The organism is Candidatus Symbiopectobacterium sp. NZEC127 (assembly GCF_025962675.1).
In the GTDB taxonomy this organism is placed as follows: domain Bacteria; phylum Pseudomonadota; class Gammaproteobacteria; order Enterobacterales; family Enterobacteriaceae; genus Symbiopectobacterium.
Map to the genome: position 1 here is coordinate 534,133 of NZ_JAGFPG010000002.1, position 22,234 is coordinate 556,366.

The following is a 22,234-nucleotide window of genomic DNA, read 5'->3' on the forward strand; positions in this document are numbered from 1 at the left end:
TGCAATATGTCCCGCACCTGTCACGCGCGCAGACGGCTCAATTCACTCAGTGCTGCCAGCAGGGCATCCTGCTCGGCACGCGGTGCGCTAAGCTGCTCGCTAAACGCGGTTTTTCCGGTGGGCAGTGCGATCTCGATGCGGCTGTCCTGCACACTGTCGTACGGTAGCGGCGGCAGCGCGGTGGAGGCACCGCGATCCGTTGGCTGGCTAACCGATGTCTCGAGTCCGGTTTGCAATGTGACCGGTATGGTGCGACGCGCGCCGTCGGCCGCCTGCGCGGTCAGCGCCAACTGGATTTGGTTTACCTGCACGGCGTCAGGATCGGTGATGCGTAGCTGACCGCTGCGGGTATCAAACTGAATCCAGGCGGGCAGGGGACGTCCATTGGCGAGCTGCAACGACAGCGCTACGCCGTTATCACGCGCACTGAACAGGCGTGACGGCAGGGTAAACACCAGTGCGCCAGCGCTGTCGCGCTGCAACGACCCTTGCAGGCTGCTGTAAGCCGATTCCAACGAGGTGGTTTGACCGGGTACGCGCTGGAACAGCGATGAATCCGTCGCCTGTACCGGCGTGTTGTCGCGCTGAACCGCGTTGCCGCGCGCGGCAAAATTCACCGTTTCCAGCGGCGGCAGCAGCGTTTGCATCACGGGGTCGAGCACCCAGGGCGCGGCAGTACGTTCTGCTGCAGAGTGAGACTGCGCTGCCGCAAATTCCGCGGAAAACGTAGCGTGTGCTGCCGGTGAAGACGTTTGAGACAGCGCCGCCACGATCGCGCTTAATGGCTGTTCCTGTTCCCGTTCATTCAATGCATCGGGCACGCGTGCCGACGAGGTGGTCAGGATCACCGGGGCCGGTGCCGAGTTATCTGGCGTTTCCGGCTGCGGCTCCACAGGGGCTTGCGCGACGGTCACATTGACCGCATACGTGGCTTGCGCTTTGCCATCGCTGGCGGTGAGTACCACGGTAAACGTGCCTGATGTGGCGGGTGTACCCGAAATGGTGCGAGTTGCTGCATCAAAGCTCAGCCCGTCCGGCAAGCCGCTGACGTTCCAGGTCAACGTGTCGTTATCAGCATCGCTAAACAGGTTTTCCGGCAAGGTGTAGTGATAGGCGCTACCCGCTTGCAGTGCGCCCAGATTCAGCCCGGCTTGGTCGTTGTACACCGGAGCACTGTTATCCGGCTCGACATCAGGTGCTTGCGCTACCGTCACCTTGACCGCATGGCTGGCTTGCGCTTTGCCATCGCTGGCGGTGAGCGTCACGGTAAATTCACCAGACGCCGTAGGCGTGCCTGAAAGGGTGCGGGTTGCTGCATCAAACTTCAGCCCGTCCGGCAAGCCGCTGACGTTCCAGGTTAACGTGTCGTTATCGGCATCGGTAAACAGGTTTTCCGGCAAGGTATAGTGATATGCGCTGCCCGCTTGCAGTGTGCCCAGGTTCAACCCGGCTTGGTCGTTATAGACTGGGGCGCTGTTTTCAGGGACATCACTGCCTTTGAAGGTGACGACAGTTTTTTCACTGAATTCAGTCTTAAGCTCCTGCCGCCAGTCCCCTTCCTCATAAACGGTCAGACCCACTGTGCGGCTACCCGTAGCGTCTGCGTCGTTGTGGCTATAGGTGATACCATCGATCAACTGTGCGGTGCTGGCGCCGTCACGCGTAACATACAACGTCACGGTGGCAACGCCGTTGCTGACACTGACGCGGTATTCCATTCCGCTTTCACCAACAAAAGCCTGATAGTCGATGGTCTTGTCGAGCGAGATGTCCCCGCCCTCTACATGCAGCACATCACCGACACTGACCGGGGAAACGGAAATCTCTACCCGATGAATTTTTTGGCCAGCTTCAATGGTATCAATGAGTGTGTTCTTGAACAGCGTGATCGCATCGCTGCCCGGTACGTAGGTTGAGTTCACTGGCTCAGTGCTGACCACTGCCGGATCGTTAACGCCGATGAGATTCACCACGGTGGTGAATTCGGCTGTATGATTTTGTCCGTCATTGAAGTTGATACGGAAAGTGGCCTCAGTGCTGGCAGCCGTCAGGTCGTTACTGGTGGATTGGTAAGCAATGGCTCGCAGCACCTGCTGTGCTTCCGCTTGCGTAACGCCCGCCAAAAAGGTGATGGTCAGTTTGCCACTGGTATCGATAGTGACATTGGCGATCGCCTTGCCTCCCTGCGAGATCTTGCCATCTTCTGCCAGGGTCAGGCCGCTGCTGGCGGAAAGCCCAAACTGATCGCCAGCCTGTGCGCCGCCGGTGCGTTCAACCACCAGCGTGGCACCTTGATAGCTGCTTTGATCGTTGACCGGGGCCGACAAGGTGCCGCCGGGGAGCAGTGCAACCGCATCGCCTCTTTCGGTAAAGGTTTCAGTGGCAGGTATGAGATCGAGGATAACCATCCCTTCCGGCCTCGAGCCGCTGGTACTATCCTGGATATACAGGGTGCCCGTGAGGTAAAGCTGCTTCCCATCGGCGCTGAAGCTGGCATAGCGCACCTCGCTCAATACCGTCCCTTTATAATCTGCTACATTACCAAAGCCTTCCACTGCCTGGCGCTGTGTCAGGCTGCCGTCGGCAGCGCGCGCATAGAGAATGATGCCGTAGGTGTTGTAATTGTCGCTGCGCCCCAGTTCCCCGGTGATCACCACGGAGCTGCCATCAGGAGAGACCAGTACCTGCTTGACGCTGGTTGGTTTCCCCTCGTCGCCTTCACCTGAGCTGATCGTCAAGGTTGAGGTTGCGGTGAGAGTGCCGTCTTGCGCTACGGTGAAGATATGCAGCGAGGTATTGTTATCCACCACATACAGTGATTTGCCGTCGGGTGAAACCGTGATGGCGGAGGCGTAGTAACCCTCTTCACTGGCCGTCGAACCGGCGATAGCTTGTTTGTAGGTCAGGGTGCCGTCGTCGCTCACGCTGAACCTGCTCACCACCGTATCGCCGCCTGAGGTTGCGACAAACAGCGTTTTGCCATCCGGTGACAGGGTCAGCGCGTTGGCACCGTCGAGTTGCTGGCCGGTGTCTCCCGCATCGGTGAGCGTTGTGGTCAGTGTCAGCGTCTCTCCGGTGCGGGTGAACACCAGCAGGCTGTCGCCGCTGGTGATGTAAACCTTGTCGCCGTTGGCTAACACATCGCGCACCATGCCGATATCGCCGCCAACGGTGCCGATTTCATGCAGATCGTTGGCATCAAACAGCGCGATATTATCTGCACCAATGACATACAGGCTGCTGCCATCGCTGGAAACGCGCACTTGCGCCGCACCGGTTAACCCGGTGATCTCCGCGCTTTTGGTCATGTACAGCTTGCCGTCGGTATCACGCTCGACCAGGTAAAGGACGTTGGACTCAACGTCCTGTCCGGTTCCCGTCGTTTCGTCATAAACCCAATCGCTGTGAGTGCGAACCAGGTAGATCTTGTCTCCTACAATCGTGATGCCTTGAAGGCCGGTAAAGCGGGAGTTGCCTTTGTCATCCAACAGATCAAACAAGTGCGCATAGTCAAGCGCACCCGTTTCGGCACCCAGATGCGGTGTCAGGCGGGTATCAAGCACGGCAACGGTGCTGTGGATATCGAGCGTGGTGGTGTTATCGGCGCTATCAACCAGTTGTGTCAGCGTGACGGTAACGGCACCTTGCGCTACATCGCTGCTCAGTACTCTATAGTGGATATTGTCGATCAGGGCATTCACGTCGTTTGGTGTGTTATCGCCGTTCTTGAGCTTGAGTGTGAGGGTAGTGATACCATCCTTAACCGTCACCTGATACGAATGTCTCTGTGCTGTCACGCCTTCGGAAGCCGTTAACGTGATAGTGGTGCCATCAATCACCAACGCATCATTGGCGCTGGCACGGTTTACCGTGAAGGTCAATTCTGAGAGCGCCGCGCCCGCTTTGCCAAGTCGTACATCCACATTATCGAACAGATCGACTGCTGCGGGCAGGCCGCTGGTAGAGATGATGGCGGTGGTCTGCTTGCCTTCCGCACTCAGCGTGGGTTCAACCGGCGAGTCGGTTAACAGCAGTGCCACGGCGGTTGTGGCTGATTTGCCGCCGCTATCTCGCACGGCGATGTTCAGATCAACCCGCGCTGGTGCTTCGGTGCCGGTGTTACGGTAGGTGACCTGCTGCAATACCTGATTGGCGGTGGCTTTATCCACATCACGGCTAAAGGTGATGGTCAGTACGCCATCCTGCGTCGCAAAGCTGGCAATGGTCGCCTTGCCCTTCATGATCGTGCCGTTTTCCAGACGCAACCCGGAACCATTTTTAAAGCTGAATTGATCGTCCGCCGAGGCACCGCTGGCGCGACTCAGGGTCAGCGTCGTGCCTTTGTAATCCGAGATTTGATCCGCATCGACATCGGAGAAGTGTAATCCTTGCGCGAAGGGGGTTGAGCCATCGGCGGTGTAGGTTGCATTTGGTAAAGCCGAAAGTATCGCCAGTCCGGTGCCGCCGGAACTGCGTCCGCTGTATAGGTTGAGCCCATCTGCGCTGACCGCAATGTGGTTGGTGCGTGCGCCGGTATTGAGCGCGCTGACAAACGTCAGCGCACCGGTAATGGCATCGCGACTGAACACCAGTACTGAGCCACCGTTCATACCGGCATAAAGTGCTGTACCATCCTGTGAGATAACCAGTTCGCGCACCGAAAGCGCATTGGCAGGGGTATAGCCCTTGCTATAGAGATCCACCGTGCCGGCGTAGGTCAAACTGCCATCGCTGGCGTTGCGGCTGAAAATAGACAGCGTAGCCTGCTGCCCGGAACCGACATAAACAAAATTACCGTCGGGAGAGAGGGTAATGTCTTGCATATTCGCCAAATAGCGATTATCGCTGGGGCGCGCTGCGCTGTTGGGATCGGCGCTAATGCTGGCATCATTGATCAGGCCGACGTAAGTCAGTTTGCCGGTTTGCGTATCGCGAGACAGCACAGTGATCATGCTGTTGCTGCTGTTGGCAACGTAAACCGATTTGCCATCGCCGGAGATAACCATGCCGCTTGGCGCATTCATGCCGAGCGTTGCAGAACCCCCTTGATATTCGCCTAAATAGGTGAGGGCACCGGTATCCGGATCGCGAGAGAATTGGGCTAACACCGATTTGCCGGTGGTACCATCCACCGTCGTCAGGCCGTTGATGGTATAGAGCGATTTACCATCCGCTGAAATCACGATTTCGGTGATCTGTGCATCCAGCCCTGTTGCATCGTCCACCCCTTGGGTGGCGACGATGCCCGCATAGGTGTATTGGCCGCTGGTGGCATCGTAGGTGAAGCGCACCAGTGAGTAGGTCGTTGCATCGCCGCTGTGCCCGGCGACGTACAGATCGTTGCCATGCATGGTCATCGTGGTGATACCACTAAGGCCGTTGGCTTCGATCGCCGTGGTCTCCGGATTGTCGCTCTCACCCTGAATAAAGGTTTGCACCAGGGTTAATTCACCGGTTGTGCTGTTACGGCTGTAGATGCGCAGCGTGCTGTTGCCACCCGCATTGGCTCCGTCGCTGCCGCTGACCAGCAGCGTTTTGCCATCCGCCGACACGGTGATAGCGGTGACGTATTCACCGTATCCGCTTAGGGTGCCGTTGTTGTAATAGAGCGTGGCGTCGGGGTTGGTGATGCTGTTTTGCCAACCGGGAGGATTATTGATGGCTAACGCGATAGTGGCGGCGATCGCCAGATCGCCAGTGTCGTTACCCTCACCTTCGGTGCCACCGTTATCGCGCAGGCTGGTCAGCGTGATGGTGCGTGTGCCCGTGGTGGCCTGTTCGGTGTCATTGACGTAGGCGATGCCGTTGACCAGCGTTTGTGCCGCAGCGGCGGTTACGCCTGCTTCATGACCGATCGTCAGTGTGCCGGTTCCGTAGCTACGGGTGTAAGTGTAGTGATAGTCACCGGCCTGACCGCTGCCGTCGCTCGCCAGATCGATGCGCGTGCCAGCGATGATAATAAATTCATTCGCAGCCTGGTCTACGTTGTCAATGCTCAACGTCAGTTCGATAATCGACTGACCAATCTCACCGGCGCTGATCGTGGCGTTGCTAAACGGGTTAACCACCGTGCCGTGGGTGTCATAGGTCTTGTTGCCTATGGGGGTGGCATCGAGCGTCGGGGCGGTATTGTTGGTGATCAGCACATCAAAGGTGACGGTTTGGCTGTCTGCCTTGCCGTCATTGGCGCGCAGGGCCAGTTTTACCAGGGTACCATTGGTGTCGGCGCCGGTGTTGCTGTAGGTGATTTGGTGCAATACCGCATTGGCATCAGCTTTACTGGCACCCGCCAGGAAGGTGAGCGTGAGCGTGCCCGCGCTTTGGCTAAACGTGGCGATGGCGGTATCGCCCTTCATCACTTTCCCGTCGATCAGTTGCAGGCCACTGCCTGGCGCAAAGCCGAACTGGTCGTCAGCTTGTGCGTCGGTTGCGCGGGAAAGCGTCAGCGTGGTGCCGTGATAATCCCCGTTGCCGTCTGCCTGGCGGTCATTGTTGGCATCAGACAGCGTCAAGCCGTGTGCCAGCGTAATTTCACCGCCGCGTAGCAGCGTTTGGATGGGCGAATAGCGACTGATACCGTTGCCAGAAACCAGAATAGAGTTGCCATCGGCAGAGACAGCGATGTCACCGCCGTTGGTGGTGCCGGTGCTGCTGCCGGTGAGCGTCAGGCTGCCACTTTCACCCACGGCGTAAACATTCACGGTGCCCGTCGTGGTCGCAGCGTAAAGCTGGGTGCCATCGCGGCTAAGCGTCAGGCTGGCTATCTTGTCGCTGGTAACGGTGTTGATCTGGGCCAGCTTGTTGTCGCTGCCTAACTGGTAAATAACGATATTGGCGCTGGTTGGGTCACCGACGTACAGCAGCTTGCCATCGTTGGAGGTGGTCAGCGCGTAGTCGATGGCATCCATCCCTTTCTTTGTAAGAATAAGGTCGTCGATCTGTGTCAGGATGCCCGTCGTGGCATTACGTTGATACACCTTTATTTCGTGGGGGGCGGAAATCCCAGCACCGCTGTGGATTACATAAACATAATCACCGGAGGTGGCAATCATGCCGTTACGGTGGGCTTCCAGTTCCTGTCCCTGTGTTAATTTGCCATTTTCATCGCGGTTGTAGACATACACCGCGCGTCCGCTGTTGCTGCTGGCATCCACATAGACTTGTTTACCGTCGTCCGAAATCGCCAGCCCGCCGGTTGAGCCGCCAGCGGGCAGCTTGGTGGTACTGACATACGCCAGCTTGCCGTCGTTGACGCTCAGTTGAATCAGATTACCGTTACCGGCAATGGTGTAGACCGATTTGCCATCGGCACTGACCACCAAATGGTTAACGGTGCCGAGGTCGTCAACCACCAGACTCTGCTGCTGGGTTAAGCGCCCGGTGCTGTCGACGGCGAAAACGGTGAGGGTGTTGTCAGAACCGGCGGCGTACACGTGGCTGCCATCTGTGGAATAGGCGATTTCTGTCGCTTTCGCCAGTGTGCCTGCGGTAAAGGCCTCTGCTTCCTGTAATAGGCTGCCGGAAAGCGCGGGAGGCACGTTAACCTTGTTGTCTACCGTCACGGTGGCGTGAATATCCAACGCCGCTTTCGCGTCCTGATCGCTCAGGCTTTTCAGCGTAACCGTGACATCACCGCTTGCCACGCTGCTGTCCAGTGGTTTATAGGCAATGCCGTCGATCAGCGTGGCAACGTCAGCGGGTTGAAAAGCGTCTGATGATTCGATACTCAGCGTGATGGTGGTGGTGCCACCGCTGACGGTGACCTTATAGCTGTAACCGTTGTTGAGGGTCGCTTCGGTTCCGGTGGTGGTGGGTTTCAGGGCAATGTCACTGCCATCGATCATCAGCACTTGATTGGCACCGGTGCGATCGACGGTGATCACTAACTCGGTCAATTCCTTGCCGCTGCTATCCGCACCGGTGTCAGTGGACACGGTCACCTTACTGAACAGATCCACGGCGGCAAAGCCTGTTTCTCCCTCATTGATGGTTACCGTACCGTGGGCCGGGGTGGCATCCACACCCGGCGCGCTGTCGGTGGGCGCGATAACCTGAGCGGCAACGGCATCCGCGGTGGCGACGGCAGCGGCGTCGAACATCATGCGCGGTTCCAACACCCATGCCTGACGGGGTGGGCGCGCAGGTGTATTGCCGGCTTTGGAACGGGAAAATGTCATGGTGTTTTGTCCTTATAAAAGAAGCAAATCGCGTTTGGCTGGCGAGATAGGGGGCTTACTCCACCAACCGCACGTAGCCGCCCTCGGTTTCGATTTGGCTGGCAATGCGATTCAGCCGTTGAATCAGTTGATCTTCGACGCCCTCTGCGCCGAACCCTGCGCCATCTACAAAGCTCATGCGTTTTTCACCTTCGGTGCAGATAAGCAGGCCCGGAGTGGCTTCCTCGTCAAACAGGTTGCGGCCGAAATCCTCCGGATCGCCGGGGCGAATACCCACAAAATAGAATTTGAGATTGCGTATACGGAAGCTGTCACACAGATCGCGAAAGCGTTTACGGGCGAACTGGCGTGAAACGTCTGAGCCAGTGCTGCCAGAAAATTGATTGCGCTTGAAGTTGTAGCTGTCGGTGTCGAACCAGTTGCCGACGGTGTTCGCCATCATCACAATCACTTTTTGCCCGTCGCCTTTGCCGTCCTGATTGAAATCAAGCGGCAGCTTGGCATCGCCCCAGCCTTCCGAACCGCGCATATTGGGTGACAGCGCGGCGGCAGCCCAGCCCATGGCAATGGCATAGTTAACGTTGAAACGCGGGGTAAACTGAGCAATACGCTGTTCCAGCTTGGTTTCTTCATTAGTGAGCGGCAGCAGTGCGGCGTTGGGACAGCCGCGATCGGCTACCATCCAGCGAGTATCGTTAACACCGCTGGCCTGGCCGAAATCAGGGTTAGGTCCTACCCAGGAGATCGGTGCCGCGCCGGGGCTCCCGTTTTGCGGCAGATCGTGACGGTAATAGACGCCAAACTGCGCCACTGGCGGCTCATCCCAAAAGAAATTTTCTTCCGCGCCCAGACCGCGGTACATGCACAGCAAATTTGCACGTCTGTCGGGAATACGGCGATCGTCCAAACCGCGATAGCCCGTGCGAAATAGCGTGGTGAGTTCTATCGGGTTGAGCGCAGTAGGTGTTGCCCAGCGGCGAATACGGTTGGTATCTTCTGCGTCATACACGTTAACCGACTGGCTGTAAGGCACCAGCGAGAGCCACAGGTTGTCCCGCTTGCCATCGGCGCTGCTCAGCATGCGTTCGACAAATTTGCGGCTGACGCTTTTCAATGCGCGGATATCGGCATCGCTCATTTCACCGGTGACAGGCATCATGAAGGCGATTTCCGTTGGCCGATTGATCACTTCCGCCGTGGAGTACACCGCCTGCTTTCGCGCGCCTAAATTCATCAGATTAGGCTGGGTATTGAAGCTGGCTTCGACGGTATAGGTTTTGCGCGTGTCGTTTTTGCGCCCTTCGGTGACGGTGACATCTTCGCGAGTGAGCTTATTGTCGAGGGCGTTATTCAATCCAAGGTTGTTTTTGACGTATTGGTAGGCCAGCTCTTTAATCTGTTCCGGGTCATACTCGTCGCCATTGATGGTGGCCTGATGCGCGACGGCAAGTGCGGCGGCGTCTGTCGCGCGCTTGATCTGCGTGGCATCGCCGGTGGCGGTTGAGGTATCGACAATGAAGGCGGCGCTGACCAGCAGTGCCATGGTGCCGAGCACGTAAAACGCCGTGCCCGCGCCGGTTTCCTGATGCATAAAAGCGGACAGCGCGGTGCGCCAAAAGGGGCGCACGCTACGACCATCTTTTTTAACTTCACTGTTTTTAATCGCTTTTTTCATCTTTTATTGTCCTGATTGACCAAATTTAGTGCATAGCTATCCCGCCCGAATCAGCGGGGAAAAAGTAATACGACATGGCTCTGTATCAGTGCGCGTGGTTAGAGTGGGTCTTTTTGCCCGTCACGCGTCGTTATGTTTTATCGTTATCCAACCCGGCTTCTTTGCTCAGGGTTTCGTCTAAATCCACGACGCCGATGGCAACCCGATTGATTGCCGTGGCGTGCAATAAACCGCCTAATGACATGCCGCCCAGCAGGGCGACGTCTTTGCCCTGGCGACAAATCTCCACCACCAGCATGGAGGTATTCTTGCTTCCCTTTTTGGCATCGCGCTCCGGCAGGTCTGGCAGATAGGGCGTATTCGTCTGGGTTTCACTCCCCACGCACAGCCCTTTCGCCGTGCCGCGACTCAGTTGCCAATAGAGATCGCCAGTCTGGCGCACGTTGCTGATCAGTAACTGATAATTCCCCAATCGCTGATTGGGCAGTACGGTATCCAGCAACCCCTGCAACCCGGTTTCCGTCAGATCTTGTTGCATCGCCAGTATTGAGGCGATGGCACCCGCGCGCTGCTCCATACGAGAACGTTCCAGACCAACGCTGTACATGTCGGCGCAGAGCGAACCGATCGCCAGAACAATCGGAAACGCCAGTGCGGTTTCCACGGCGGCAACCCCACGGCATGAGCTGCGAAAACGTTTCACGTAGCGCAACAGCGTGTTAGTTATTGTCATTGCGTAACTCCGTGCCGAACACGTGCTTGTACTGATAGCGGAAGGTGGTGCCCAGGGTTAACACTTCCGGCAGCGGCGTGATGAACGCCTTTTCAATCTGTACCGTGACGGACCACACCGGCAGCGTGGTACTGTTCTCTTCGTCATTTTGTGCATCGTTTGATGCATTGCCGCTGGCGGTAAAACCACCCAGCTGGTTCAGGTTTTCAAAATGCAGCACATTGACGGTAAGGTTGTCTGCGTTGAGATAGCCATACGCCGAATCCACCATGCGCGTTTTCAGGCGCGTGCTCATCTGTTCCGGACTGGCGGCGTTGAGATTATCGAGGCGGAAGCTTTGCACTGCTTTATCCAGCGCAGCGCTGCCGACCGCGATCACCAGCCCGATACGCGCCAGTTCAAACAGCATCATCACGCCGACCATCGCGACCGGCACCAAAAAGGCCACTTCGGTCGCTACCACGCCGCGCGAGGCGCGCCAGCGTTGGGCCTGGTGTTGGAACGTATCGCGCATACTTGCCATTATTCCGGGCTACTCAGTTGCAGGCGCTGGCGGCTGGAGGCCAGCAGCGTTTCGCCACGGGTTTTATCCTGCTGCATCTGTTGCAGACGCTGGTGCAGCGAGGCGATCAGTGCATCAATCCGCTGTGGCTGGGCAATGGCACCGAGTGCCGTGCGCGCATCCTCTTCCCGGTCGCTGGCAAGATAGGCCAGCGCCAGATTAAGTTTACCGGTGGTGTTGCCGTCATCCAGTGAGCGCAGCAGCGGGATCGCTTTGTCCGGGTTGCCGCTGGCAAGCCAGGAGAGCGCCAGGTTGTTGATGGCGGAGACGTCTGCCGGGTTCACCTGCAAGGCTTTTTCGAACATCTGCCGTGCCTGCGTGTGCTGCCCTGCGCTGTCCATCACCACGCCCATGCCATTCAGCGCCAGCGTGTTGTTGGGCTGCGCTTTCAGCGCACAGGTGAAATCTTTCTGCGCCATGGTGTTACGCCCCAGCGCTAACTGGGCGCGCCCCATGCCGAGACAGACGGCCAGCGCTTCTTCGGGCGACATTTTGTCCGTGTCGCCGCCTAATGACTGACGTGCGCGGCTGTACAGCTCCAGCGTTTGCTGCGGGGAGCGAGCCAGCGCGGCAACGCTGGCGTATTCCAGCATCTCTGATCCTTTCAGCATGTTACGGCTGTCCAAACGGGTATAGACGTCGGTCGAGGCTTCCACCCGGCCCTGATCGCGCAGTAAACGCGCCAGACGCAACCCTTCGTCTTTATTGCCCTTGATCGCCATTGAACTGCCACAACCGGCCAGCACCATACTGAGCAGCAACACGGTCAATGAGAAGGTGCGGCGGCGGTAAGCCATATTGTTACTCAAGGTTATCTGACCAAACATCTTCACGGACTCCATCGGTGGTTCATTGTGACAACAGGCGCACCACACGCACCAGGGCGGGGGCAGCCATAATGGCGATAATGGGAGGCAGGATCAGCGTCATCAATGGCACGCTGAGCTGGGCGGGCAGCTTGCCCGCTTTCTCTTCCAGCCCTAAAATCAGTGTCTTGCGGCTTTCGTCCGCGATGGTACGCAGCGCCTGAGAGAGCGGGGTGCCGTAGCGTTCTGCCTGAATCAGGGTGGCGACCATGCTTTCGATTTCACTGACGCGCGTGCGCTCTGCCAGGTGCATCATCGCCAAGGTACGATCGGACAAGATCTGCAATTCAGCGGCGGTGTAGTGCAGTTCATCGGCCATTTCCGGTGAGGAAAGGCCCAACTCTTTCGATACCACGTGCAGAACACGTCCGATCGGCAAGCCTGCTTCGGCGCACACCACCATCAGATCCAGCGCATCCGGCACCGCACGCGCCAGTTTTTCGCCCCGGCTGGCGGCACGCCAACGTAACCACCACTCGGGCAGCATCGTGCCGACAAAAAAGCCGATAAGGCCGGTCGCGGCACCCGTCAGGCCGAGCCGATCGGCGGCGGGCAGCCATCCCCATACCAGCAGTACGGCAATCAGCGCACCGGTGATAAATTTTCCCATCACCAGCCAGCCCACCGCTTCATGACGGCGTAAACCGGCCAGATCCAGCATGCGGCGCAGGTTGCGACGGTCGCGGTCTGAACCCGCCAGTTGCTCGCCTTGCGCCGCGAGCGGCCGCAGCAGCGCTTCCAGCCAAGGGGATAACGCTGCTCCCTGACCGCGCAGGATGGAGTCTTGTGAATCTGTCTCCGTGCTCGCGGCAGGCAGATGCCCACGCAGGCGGTTTTCCAACAGTTTGTACTGACGCGCCTTATGTTGCGTACGGCCAAGCACGATACCCGCGATGATCAACATCAGCGCCAGCAGCAGTAAGGGGTCGCTTAATAACGTCATTTCGGCTCTCTCTTATCCAACCCGCTTGACCATCAAATGGGTCACCAACATCCCCAGCGAGACGCTGCACAGGGCGTAAATCAGCACCGAGGTGCCCACCGGGTCGGAGAACAAAAAGCTGAAATCCTCCGGCGATTTCATATACAAATAGGCGAGACAGCAGGGGAACAGGGCGGCAACAATCTTGGCGGAGGCGCGCGCTTCTGAGGTTTTCGACTGCACTTTCAGTTGCAGCTCGCGCCTGTCGCGCAGCGTGGCGGAGAGCCGCTCCAACGTCTCACCCAACCGACCGCCCGCTTCCTGGTTAATGATCAGAATCACCACGAAGAAGCGGTATTCCGCCATCGGCACCCGAGTGGCAGAGGTCTGGATCACCTGACGTAAGGGAATGCCCAGTTTGAGCCAGTGATCGATGGTTTTGAATTCGTTGGCCAGCGGGCCGCTCAGGTGCTCGGCCACAATGGCGAAGGTATTCGCCACGGGCACACCTGCACGACAGCTGCGGGTAATGGCATCGATCGCTTCCGGCAGGCTTTCGCGCAGGGCTTTCAGGTGCTTTTGTAGCGTGGAGCGGAACAGCAGTACGGCGGTGCTGACAAACAGCAGCAGGGTAAATACCAGTCCCATCGTCAATGGCAGCAGCGTGCGCTGTCCCATGATCATGCCGATCACCAGGCTGACAGCGCCTAACGAGAGTGCGCGCTGCACCAGGTTTTTTTTCCAGCCGATAAACGCCAACTGCGCCCAGAGGATCGCCAGCGCACGTCCCAGCACCGGCACACGCATAAACGGGGTCGTGACTTCATCGCGCAGGATGGAGTCGGAGGTTATCTCGGCGGCGGCTGGGCTGACCTCGTTTAACACCTGTTGCCAACGCTGTTCACGCTGTTGGCGATGCCGGCGAGCTTTCTGCCAGGCGGCGATAGCCAACACCAACGCAAAGACGCAGCAAAATATCAGCAAGGTGATCAGATTCAGGCGTGCATCACTCATCGGCTCTCCTTCGATCCTCACTGCGCATCGAACAGGTGCGCTTTGTCGCTGTAGAACTGCGGGCGCTGAATGTGCTGTACATATTCACCGGTGAGCATGCCTTGGCCATCCATGCCCTGGATCTGAAAGTTGAACAGATCCTGAAGCTGGATCACTTCGTTTTCCATGCCGCACACTTCGGTGATCGACACCACGCGGCGCATGCCGTCGCGCATACGTTCAATCTGCACAATCAAATGCACAGCGCTGGCAATCTGACGGCGAATAGCCATCAGCGGCAACTGCATGTTCGCCATCATCACCATGTTTTCCAGACGCTGGATGGCATCGCGCGAGGTGTTGGCGTGCACGGTACAGAGCGAACCGTCATGGCCGGTGTTCATCGCCTGCAACATGTCGAAACTCTCGCCGCCGCGCACCTCACCAAGAATGATGCGATCCGGGCGCATACGCAGCGCGTTACGCATCAGATCGCGCTGATCGACGCGTCCGGTGCCTTCGGCGCTGACCGGGCGCGTTTCCAGACGCACCACGTGTTCCTGTTGCAATTGCAGTTCGGCGGCATCTTCGATGGTGATGATGCGATCGGTGCTGCCGATCTTTTGCGACAGCGCGTTGAGCAGCGTGGTTTTACCGGCACCGGTACCGCCAGAAACGATGACGTTTACGCGCGCCTGCATCGCTTTATTCAGCACATCCGCCATGGCGTAGGACATGCAGCGGCGTTCCGCCAGCGTTTCCAGTGACAGGTTACGCCGCATGAATTTACGGATCGAAATGGTGGTGCCGTCGATCGCCAGCGGGTAGGTGATCACGTTGACGCGGCTGCCGTCAGGCAAACGCGCATCGACCATCGGGCTGGCTTCATCGATACGCCGCCCTACGGCTGCCGCAATGCGCTGCGCGGTGTTGAATACGTGTTCTTCATCGATAAAGGTAATCGGTGACAGTTCCAGCTTGCCGAAGCGCTCGATAAACACCTGCTGTGCGCCGTTGACCAGAATATCGTTGACGGTGTCGTCAGCCAGCAGCGGCTGGATCGGCCCGATACCGGTCATTTCATCCAGCATTTCGGCGGCGATGGCTTCCTCTTCCTGACGCGAAAGCTGGAGGCGCTGTTCGTCGCAAATGCGGCGAATCACGGTTTCAATTTGTGCCAGCAGTTTGTCGCGACCCATCATGGCCGCTTTACCTGCATCGATCTGATCGTAAAGCTGTGCACGGATCAGACGGCGTTGGCTGGTGCGGTTGTCCGTTTGGCGCGGGGCTGCACTGGGCGCCGCCGCCGGGCTGGCGGTGGACTGGGGGCGAGTGTCTGCCGCCGGGCGTGCCTTCAGCTCTGTGACGGTGGCCGCCGGTGTCGCTTGCGGTGCGCCTTTGCTGGCGTCCTGCTTTTGCTGCTGGCTTCTGCGAATCAACATGGTCAGTTACCTTTTCGAAAACGCCGCATCAGGCGCGTTTTAACCAGCGTGTAAACCAGCGTTTTTCTGCCGGTCTGGCACGCACACCGCAGGCCAGATCGACCAGCTGGCGCAAGCCCTGCAAGAAGGCGGGGGCGGCGGTCAGATTGAGCGCACCCAGCGTCAGGCTGTGCGCCAGCGCGTGACCAGCATGTGGCAACACCACGTCAATCTTGCGTCCGGTGAACTGCTCAAACTGGTCGCGGGTGAGTGGGGCGGCGTTGGCAAAACGGCTCTGGTTATGCACCAACAGCAGGCGCTGGCCTTCGCTTTCATCACCGATCTCATGCAGGATACGGCGCACATTGCGCGCATCTTGCAGCGTCAATTCGGTGACGATAATGCGCAGATCCGCAAAGGACAGGACTTCCAGCGCGCCGGTTGGGTAGCTGTTCGGCAAATCCCAAATCACCTGATTGAACATGCGACACAGCACGCCGCCGAGATTCAGCACGTTGTCCACGTCAACCGGACTGATTTCGCCCAGTTCTGGCTTCTGTGCCAGCATATGCAGGCGCGTATCCACGCGCAGCAGGGCGCGTTGCAGCAGACGGGTATCCAGCTCCTGCGTGTCCAGCACGGCCGCGAGTCCACCGTCTTCCGTTTGCCCTTGCAGCAGTAACTGATCGCCGTTACGGCGGTCGTAATCCACCAGAGCAACGGGCAGATGGCGTTCAGCGGAGAGCAAGCGGCTCAACCCCATCGCCACGGTGCTGCCACCGCAACCGCCGCTGGCGCTGACCACCGCGATGGTTCTGCCCATGCGGGCGTATTCCGGCCCAGCCTGTTGGCCTTCGCACTTGGCGAGCGTCGTCGCCAGCAGATCGAGGGTGAAGGGTTTGACCAGATAATCCACCACGCCAATCTGGAGCAGTGCACGGTACAGTCCGATATCCTGCGCTTTGCCTGCCGCCACCACCTGGGTGGTGGGGCCACACACGCCCAGCAACTCTTCCAGCGCGGGCAGCGGCCAGTGGGTATCATCAAGATCCACCAGCAGGATACGCGGCGGTACATTCAGCTCGCACCATTGGCGTGCGCCAGCAATACCGCCGGACAGCACCGGCACGGCATGCTGATTCAAGCGCGAGAGCAGATCGCTGACGTCAGCCGCCTCGCGGGCGTCATGCACGAAGGCGACCAGCGGTTGTGCCAGTGCTTCGCCATCGGTAAGGGTAATGTCGCTCATGGAATGCCTCGCCCTTAATCTTCGTCAAAGTTAATGTCGATGAGCTCTTTCACTTCACCTTTGTGATAGCGTTCGATGCTGTTCACTGCGGTGACGCCATCGGCAGCGTCCAGCGCCTTGGCCTGGATCAGATCGCGCGGCTCAGCCACCATCTTCGCCAGGTTGTTTTGCGTGGCACAGCCCAGATAGCCAATGCCTTCAAAAGGTTTCACCATCAACTGATCGGGATTGTTCACTTCGCAACGCGTGGTTTTTACCGCCAGCGCTTCTGAAATCACTTCCAGATCGCCGGTTTGACCGCTTGCTGTCGAACGGCGCAATTGCTTCACGTTGCGCGCGTCGGCTCCGGCATTTTTCAGTACCACGGCCAGGCGGTCTGCCATTTGCTCGCCGCGCACCGAATGCGGGACCAGCGTCAGGGTTTGTTTGGCGAGACGGCCCTGATCTTTCAGCATGACATTGAGCTGCTTGAGCGATTCAGGCGTAAAACCGCGTCCGTTAGGTGCAACCGCCAGCGTCACCGCCAGTGAAGTTGGACGGACTTCGATCGGTTTGAGAGCCGGCTGTTCGAAACGATCGGTACGCATTTTATTGATGCTGCTGTCGCCGCACGCGGCCAATAACAGCGCGCAGGCGCAGAGCGTCATGGAGAACAGCGTGTGCGTTGTGGTGTGGTTATTCATGTTTTTCACCGTTGTCATCCAGGGTTAGTAGAGGTAGCCGACGGAGCCGAAGCTCGGTGTGACGGCATCCAGCGTTCTTACCCCTTGCCCTGGCGTTTGCAGCTCTCCGGCATTGACCGGCTCAACGACATAGGCAGTGGCGATGATCACCAGTTCGGTTTCTTCATGGCTGGTGGATTCGTTTTCAAAAGCGCGTCCCAACAAGGGGATGCTGCTCAAGCCCGGTACGCCGGTCACGGTCTGGCCGTTGGCGCTGCGCAGCATGCCTGCCAGTGCAAAGCTTTGTCCGCTTGCCAGCTCTACCGTGGTATCGGTACGGCGCACTTTGAGCGCCGGTACGCGTGAGCCGCCGGGGATGTCTACCGCGCCTACGTCCGTCAGTTCACTCACTTCCGGCGCAATGTGCAGGCTGATGCGGTTAGCTGAGAGCAGCGTTGGCGTCATACGCAGGATCACGCCGTAAGATTTGTAATCGATGCTGACGCTGTTGTTGGTGATAAGCACGATAGGCACTTCACCACCGGCGGCAAAGGCGGCCGTTTCACCGGACATCGCGGTCAGGTTGGGTTCTGCCAATACCGTCGCCATGCCCTGCTGGTTTAACGCGGTTAACAAACCGCTTAAGCGCGAGCGGCCAAAGCTTAAGAAACCGGCATCGGTGGGGTTGCTAAAGCGTCCGGTGGCGGAGTCAAACAGCCCCAGTCGCGTACCGCTGCCCGCGTTGATGTTGCCGCTGCCCGTGCTCAGTGAGGCTGCCCAGTTAAAGCCCAGTTCGCTGGTCAATTTGCGCGAGACTTCTACCACACGCACTTGAATGTTGATTTGTGACGGGGTTTTGATCTTGAGCTGGTTGATCACTTTGGCGGAGGATTCACTGCTGCCCGGCAGTTTTTCAGCGCCGCCACCACCACCGCCGCCACCTTGTGCTCCGGCGGACGCGCTGATGTAAGCCTGTACGCTGTCGATCACCCGTTTTGCATCTTGCGGGGTGTCTACGCTGCCACGCACGATCACGCCGCTGGGGATGGAGGCTTCCAACTGGATATCCGCGCCGGGAAACTCGCGTTTTATCCGCTCGCCCAGCGCTTTCAAATCGTGCTCGGACACCAGACGGATGGCGTTGATCACCGTACCGTTCTCATCCATGGCGTAGAGCGTGGTGGTACCGACGCTTTTGGCATAGACAAACAGGTTGCCCGGAGAAGGCAGCTCGAAGCTGGCGATGTTAGGGTCTGCGACCAGCACGCTGTCCGGCAGACCGTCAAGTTGTAACAGGCGTCCTTGATGAACCGTCAGGTGCACCACATTAGTTTCTGCCACTTCTGATACGCCTGCGGCCAGTGCGGCGCTGGGTATCACTACGGCGATGGGCAGCGCGGTACTGAGCAGACTCGCAGTGAGTAATCGTTTGCATGTTTCCCGAAGGTGCGATTTCAAATACAGCGAAAACATCGTCATTTACGTTAATTCCGTTATGGCTTTTAGGGTTCCATCAACAGCCCGCGTGCGGCATGGGCAGGCTGCCTGAATGCTGTTCGTCAGTGGGCGGGGAACACCAGCACACCTTTCTGCTCACCGTGATACACTTTCACCTGATGGCTGGATAACCCGTTGTAAATTGTGGTGCTTTGCGACAGGGTAGTGACGCGCGAGTGGCCCGGCTTCTCATCCTGGGCATCGGGCGTGGCACTGCGCAGCGCCAGGTGCAACATCCCCACCTCTTTGGCGACCGCCAGCACTTCTGCCTGTTCAGGTGTCACTTCAACGGTGACAGTTTGGTAGCTCGGCGTCCGTGTGCTGCTGGTACTGGCTGGTGTACGGCTGCGTGCGTTGGCGTCCTGTGCGACATCCTCTTCCACATCGCGGCGCGGACGCACATCGGTGTCGGTTTGGTTATTCAGCGCCAGTACCCGCAGATCGCGTGCGATAGTCTGAGAGGCCAGCATCGGTCGGACGACCGGCTGTGTGCGGCTGGGCGGCAGTTCCGGCTGCTCATCACGTCGCAGGCTCAGAATGATGTCGACGCGATCGCCCGCGGCCACCAGGCCAGAGTTGCTGGCGACTGCATTGGTCGGAATGGAGATGGCACGCATGCCTTTACGCAGCACGGCGGCGACAAAGCCCGGTTCACCGGGTTTGACCAGCACGTTGCTGGTCAGGGGTGCGCCTTGCGCAACCGGTTCACGCAGCGTGGCGCCCAGCAGCAGTGACTGGCTGTCTTTGCCACGGATAAAGTTGAAATTGCGAGAAACCGTCCCTTCCACCACCTGCCAACTCAGCGAGGCGGCGTCAATAAAATCACCGGGGTGCAGATCTTTCGCCGCCACCAGAATAGCGGTTTGCTCCGGTGCTTTTACCGCCACCGGCGGCTGTGCGGGGGGCGTTGCGGCGAGATGGCTGCGGACCATTAGCGCAACGAGTCCTGCCAGTACCAGAGCGCCGGCCAGTACATAAGTAGCGTTTACTTTCATTCAGCTTGCCTGCTTTAGCGTGTGCGTCTTAATGTTGCGACGGATTAAAACGTTCAGATTTAAAAACATCGAATCTAAAGCCATCGAATTTAAAACCATTGAATCTAAAAGATGGAATTTAAAACAATGGAAAAATAAGGACATACATCGCACCAAAGGCAATGGCGACGCCATAGGGTATGCCTTGAGAAAGATCGGCGGGCAGTGCGGGAGGTAGCGGTAATCGGCTGTTAAACAGCCGGTTGGTTGCCTGTATGCCCAGTGCCACGGCGGTGGGAACGGTATTGAACAGCGGTAGCGTGAGCGCCAGAACCCCTCCCGCCAGCGCCGTTACCAGCACAAAAACGATCTGATGACCCGAGCCTACCCACAGGCACAGCACGCTCATCAGCTTGACATCGCCAGCACCTAACCGCCCGGTGAGAAACAGGATAAACCCGACCACCAGTACCACTGCGGCACCCGGAAGCGCCCACAACATTCCCTGTAACGCGGCGTTGTTTCCTCCGCCGAGTCGTACCACATCCGTGATGCCGAACAGCAACCAGCCCAACAGTAAAATCACTACCGCCCGATTGGCGATGCGCCGGACTAACAGGTCGGTACTGATACACCACGCCAGACACCCCAGCAGCAGCGCCGTTTGCAGCCACTGTGCGTTGACCGCCATCTGGTGCTTATTTCGCGCCGGAGGCTGCACCGCCACCCGCGCTGGTGCCAGCGCTGGTGATCTGATCGGCGATAGCGCTGAATTTCTCATTCAGTGCTTTCACAAAGATGCCATCGCCGCCAAAAATGGCGCCAATCGCTGCTGCCATTGCCGCCGCCAGAATGCCGTATTCAATGGCAGTGACGCCGCTCTCATCGCGCAGGAAAGAACGAAATTTTGCTTTCATGTTTCTCATGGGAAGGTTCTCTTTATTCGCAGCCAAAGAAATCATGGCTAATTCTTGAGCGGCCATGATGATAACGAAAGCAATAATGAGACTTATTATCAAACATCGCAAGTGACGTAACATTAATATTTGTTCATCTTTTATTACGTGAAATTGTCCTTATTAATCAGACGGTAAAACAATCTTTGCGCGATGCTTACTGAAGGGAGATTCCCCCTGTTTTAAGGGGGATTAGGGATATTGAGGCTAGGGATGACCGATGGATTGTGAGCCAGGAATAAGCTTGAAGTACATCTGTTCGGGGATAGGGCTGTCCCAGCCGCCGATCAACATGGCGAAGCCAACGGTGGCGAAAAGGATGCCGAGAATCAGGAAAGTCATCATCGCGCCGGACAGCGCTGCTCTCTGCCACAGGGGGCGATGTGCGTCTTCGCTTTTTACCGGTGAGCGCGGGGCATTCAACAGCGATAAGCTTAACGTTGATGCTACCGGACAGGATTCGACGCAGGTCATGCAGGCATTACATTCGGCGGTTGTTACCTGAATGAGCTTATCGACGGGAATATGAGATGGGCACGCTTTGGCACATTTTCCGCAGTCGATGCAGCTGTTGACGTCACGACGGATTTTTACCGGCGACAACAGCGAAAACAGGCCCAGCAGTGCGCCATAGGGGCAGAGATAGCGGCACCAGAAATGTCGAACGAACAGACTGATAACGGTGAAGCCAATAATAACGCCCAGGGTGATATTGCCAATATTACGGAAGAAACCGAGCATTTTGACATCGGCAATCAGGCCATAGGGAGACATCAGGAACATATAAATGCCCTGTGCCGGCATGGATAACGCAATATAAAGAAAAAAACCTAATAGCAGATATTTCAAACCGCGCAGCGGAATATCCAGCCATGTTGGCAGTGTGAAGTGTCGTTTAAATATTTTTTTGCCGATGGCAGCAATCAATTCTGAAAATGTTCCAATGGGGCAAAGCCAGGAACAGAAAGATTTTTTCAATAGCAGGCTAGTGATAATAAAAGTAAGCAGTAGCAGCATGGAGGCAACATGAATCGGTGGCAGACGCCCCATTTCCCACAGATATTTGATATTCATCAGTCCGGCAATCGGTAACCACCCTTCGATACCGCCGGGTCTGGGCAGATAAACGCTGGCCCCGCCCGTTTCAAAATAGCGCACCCAGAAATAGAAGGTCACGCCGATATAGATATTGATGGCCAATAACAGTATCTGCGTCGCTCTGCGCCAGGTTGACGCGTTACGCCAGTCATTCCATGGCAATTTACCGCCCGTAGTACCGGGACGGCGCTGCCAGCGTTTTCTTGTTTTTTCGCTCATTGCTCTTTTCTTTATTATTTGGCCTGTGACTACACCGTGGAAAGGTGAGGTTAAATTATCATGTCCACCTCAGGGAATAATTGATTTATGTGCGCATTCAGCGTGAACGGAATTATTAATTTGAGTAGAGGTTTTTAATTAAAACTGGCGTTTAATCATAAAAATACGCCTTTATGGGGATTGAAAAAATCACGCGACGACGCTGCATCAATCAGATTGTCCCATTTTCA

General features: G+C 57.4%; 15 protein-coding genes. All 15 read right to left on the bottom strand.

Annotated elements, in window-relative coordinates:
• Positions 1-20 precede the first annotated feature (20 nt).
• The gene (locus tag J5069_RS12415; RefSeq protein WP_264644172.1) at positions 21-8,177 is read right to left on the bottom strand and encodes a beta-propeller fold lactonase family protein; all 8,157 of its coding nucleotides are present in this window, start codon (positions 8,175-8,177) and stop codon (positions 21-23) included.
• A gap of 55 nt (positions 8,178-8,232) precedes the next feature.
• Entirely contained in the window at positions 8,233-9,852 is a 1,620-nt protein-coding gene (locus J5069_RS12420; protein WP_264644173.1) for a pilus assembly protein TadG-related protein, read from the bottom strand.
• 130 nt (positions 9,853-9,982) lie between these two features.
• Positions 9,983-10,585 carry a TadE/TadG family type IV pilus assembly protein gene (locus tag J5069_RS12425; protein WP_264644174.1) on the bottom strand — a complete coding sequence of 201 codons (603 nt, stop codon included), beginning with the start codon at positions 10,583-10,585 and terminating at the stop codon, positions 9,983-9,985.
• Complete coding sequence (locus tag J5069_RS12430) at positions 10,572-11,099, bottom strand: hypothetical protein (RefSeq protein ID WP_264644175.1); 528 nt, start codon at positions 11,097-11,099, stop codon at positions 10,572-10,574. Before J5069_RS12430 ends, J5069_RS12425 begins: the two co-directional genes overlap by 14 nt.
• 8 nt (positions 11,100-11,107) lie before the next feature.
• Positions 11,108-11,944, bottom strand: a complete 837-nt coding sequence (locus J5069_RS12435) for a tetratricopeptide repeat protein (RefSeq protein WP_264644375.1) — start codon at positions 11,942-11,944, stop codon at positions 11,108-11,110.
• Positions 11,945-11,996: 52 nt separating this feature from the next.
• Positions 11,997-12,956, bottom strand: a complete 960-nt coding sequence (locus J5069_RS12440) for a type II secretion system F family protein (RefSeq protein ID WP_264644176.1) — start codon at positions 12,954-12,956, stop codon at positions 11,997-11,999.
• Positions 12,957-12,968: 12 nt separating this feature from the next.
• The gene (locus tag J5069_RS12445) at positions 12,969-13,949 is read right to left on the bottom strand and encodes a type II secretion system F family protein (RefSeq protein WP_264644177.1); all 981 of its coding nucleotides are present in this window, start codon (positions 13,947-13,949) and stop codon (positions 12,969-12,971) included.
• A gap of 17 nt (positions 13,950-13,966) precedes the next feature.
• Positions 13,967-15,370 (bottom strand): CpaF family protein, encoded by a 1,404-nt coding sequence (locus J5069_RS12450; protein WP_264644178.1) that lies wholly within the window; start codon positions 15,368-15,370, stop codon positions 13,967-13,969.
• Between the two features lie 28 nt (positions 15,371-15,398).
• A complete protein-coding gene (locus tag J5069_RS12455; RefSeq protein ID WP_264644179.1) occupies positions 15,399-16,598 on the bottom strand; it encodes a hypothetical protein in 1,200 nt (399 codons plus the stop codon).
• 14 nt (positions 16,599-16,612) lie between these two features.
• Positions 16,613-17,281 (bottom strand): CpaD family pilus assembly lipoprotein, encoded by a 669-nt coding sequence (locus J5069_RS12460; protein WP_264644180.1) that lies wholly within the window; start codon positions 17,279-17,281, stop codon positions 16,613-16,615.
• A gap of 24 nt (positions 17,282-17,305) precedes the next feature.
• Positions 17,306-18,739: a type II and III secretion system protein family protein gene (locus tag J5069_RS12465; RefSeq protein WP_264644181.1), complete on the bottom strand. Its 1,434-nt coding sequence runs from the start codon at positions 18,737-18,739 to the stop codon at positions 17,306-17,308.
• An 80-nt stretch (positions 18,740-18,819) separates the two neighbouring features.
• Entirely contained in the window at positions 18,820-19,752 is a 933-nt protein-coding gene (gene cpaB, locus J5069_RS12470) for a Flp pilus assembly protein CpaB (RefSeq protein ID WP_264644182.1), read from the bottom strand.
• Positions 19,753-19,870: 118 nt separating this feature from the next.
• Positions 19,871-20,422, bottom strand: a complete 552-nt coding sequence (locus J5069_RS12475; protein ID WP_222159633.1) for a prepilin peptidase — start codon at positions 20,420-20,422, stop codon at positions 19,871-19,873.
• Positions 20,423-20,429: 7 nt separating this feature from the next.
• A complete protein-coding gene (locus J5069_RS12480; protein WP_319801676.1) occupies positions 20,430-20,657 on the bottom strand; it encodes a Flp family type IVb pilin in 228 nt (75 codons plus the stop codon).
• A 237-nt stretch (positions 20,658-20,894) separates the two neighbouring features.
• A complete protein-coding gene (locus J5069_RS12485; RefSeq protein ID WP_264644184.1) occupies positions 20,895-22,004 on the bottom strand; it encodes a 4Fe-4S binding protein in 1,110 nt (369 codons plus the stop codon).
• Positions 22,005-22,234 lie beyond the last annotated feature (230 nt).

Coding starts and splice junctions, on each gene's coding strand:
- J5069_RS12460 (WP_264644180.1), bottom strand. CDS start 17,281: ATGAATAACCACACCACAACGCACACGCTGTTCTCCATGACGCTCTGC.
- J5069_RS12420 (WP_264644173.1), bottom strand. CDS start 9,852: ATGAAAAAAGCGATTAAAAACAGTGAAGTTAAAAAAGATGGTCGTAGC.
- J5069_RS12415 (WP_264644172.1), bottom strand. CDS start 8,177: ATGACATTTTCCCGTTCCAAAGCCGGCAATACACCTGCGCGCCCACCC.
- J5069_RS12430 (WP_264644175.1), bottom strand. CDS start 11,099: ATGCGCGATACGTTCCAACACCAGGCCCAACGCTGGCGCGCCTCGCGC.
- J5069_RS12480 (WP_319801676.1), bottom strand. CDS start 20,657: ATGAGAAACATGAAAGCAAAATTTCGTTCTTTCCTGCGCGATGAGAGC.
- J5069_RS12425 (WP_264644174.1), bottom strand. CDS start 10,585: ATGACAATAACTAACACGCTGTTGCGCTACGTGAAACGTTTTCGCAGC.
- J5069_RS12475 (WP_222159633.1), bottom strand. CDS start 20,422: ATGGCGGTCAACGCACAGTGGCTGCAAACGGCGCTGCTGCTGGGGTGT.
- J5069_RS12485 (WP_264644184.1), bottom strand. CDS start 22,004: ATGAGCGAAAAAACAAGAAAACGCTGGCAGCGCCGTCCCGGTACTACG.
- J5069_RS12465 (WP_264644181.1), bottom strand. CDS start 18,739: ATGACGATGTTTTCGCTGTATTTGAAATCGCACCTTCGGGAAACATGC.
- J5069_RS12445 (WP_264644177.1), bottom strand. CDS start 13,949: ATGAGTGATGCACGCCTGAATCTGATCACCTTGCTGATATTTTGCTGC.
- J5069_RS12455 (WP_264644179.1), bottom strand. CDS start 16,598: ATGAGCGACATTACCCTTACCGATGGCGAAGCACTGGCACAACCGCTG.
- J5069_RS12450 (WP_264644178.1), bottom strand. CDS start 15,370: ATGTTGATTCGCAGAAGCCAGCAGCAAAAGCAGGACGCCAGCAAAGGC.
- cpaB (WP_264644182.1), bottom strand. CDS start 19,752: ATGAAAGTAAACGCTACTTATGTACTGGCCGGCGCTCTGGTACTGGCA.
- J5069_RS12440 (WP_264644176.1), bottom strand. CDS start 12,956: ATGACGTTATTAAGCGACCCCTTACTGCTGCTGGCGCTGATGTTGATC.
- J5069_RS12435 (WP_264644375.1), bottom strand. CDS start 11,944: ATGGCTTACCGCCGCCGCACCTTCTCATTGACCGTGTTGCTGCTCAGT.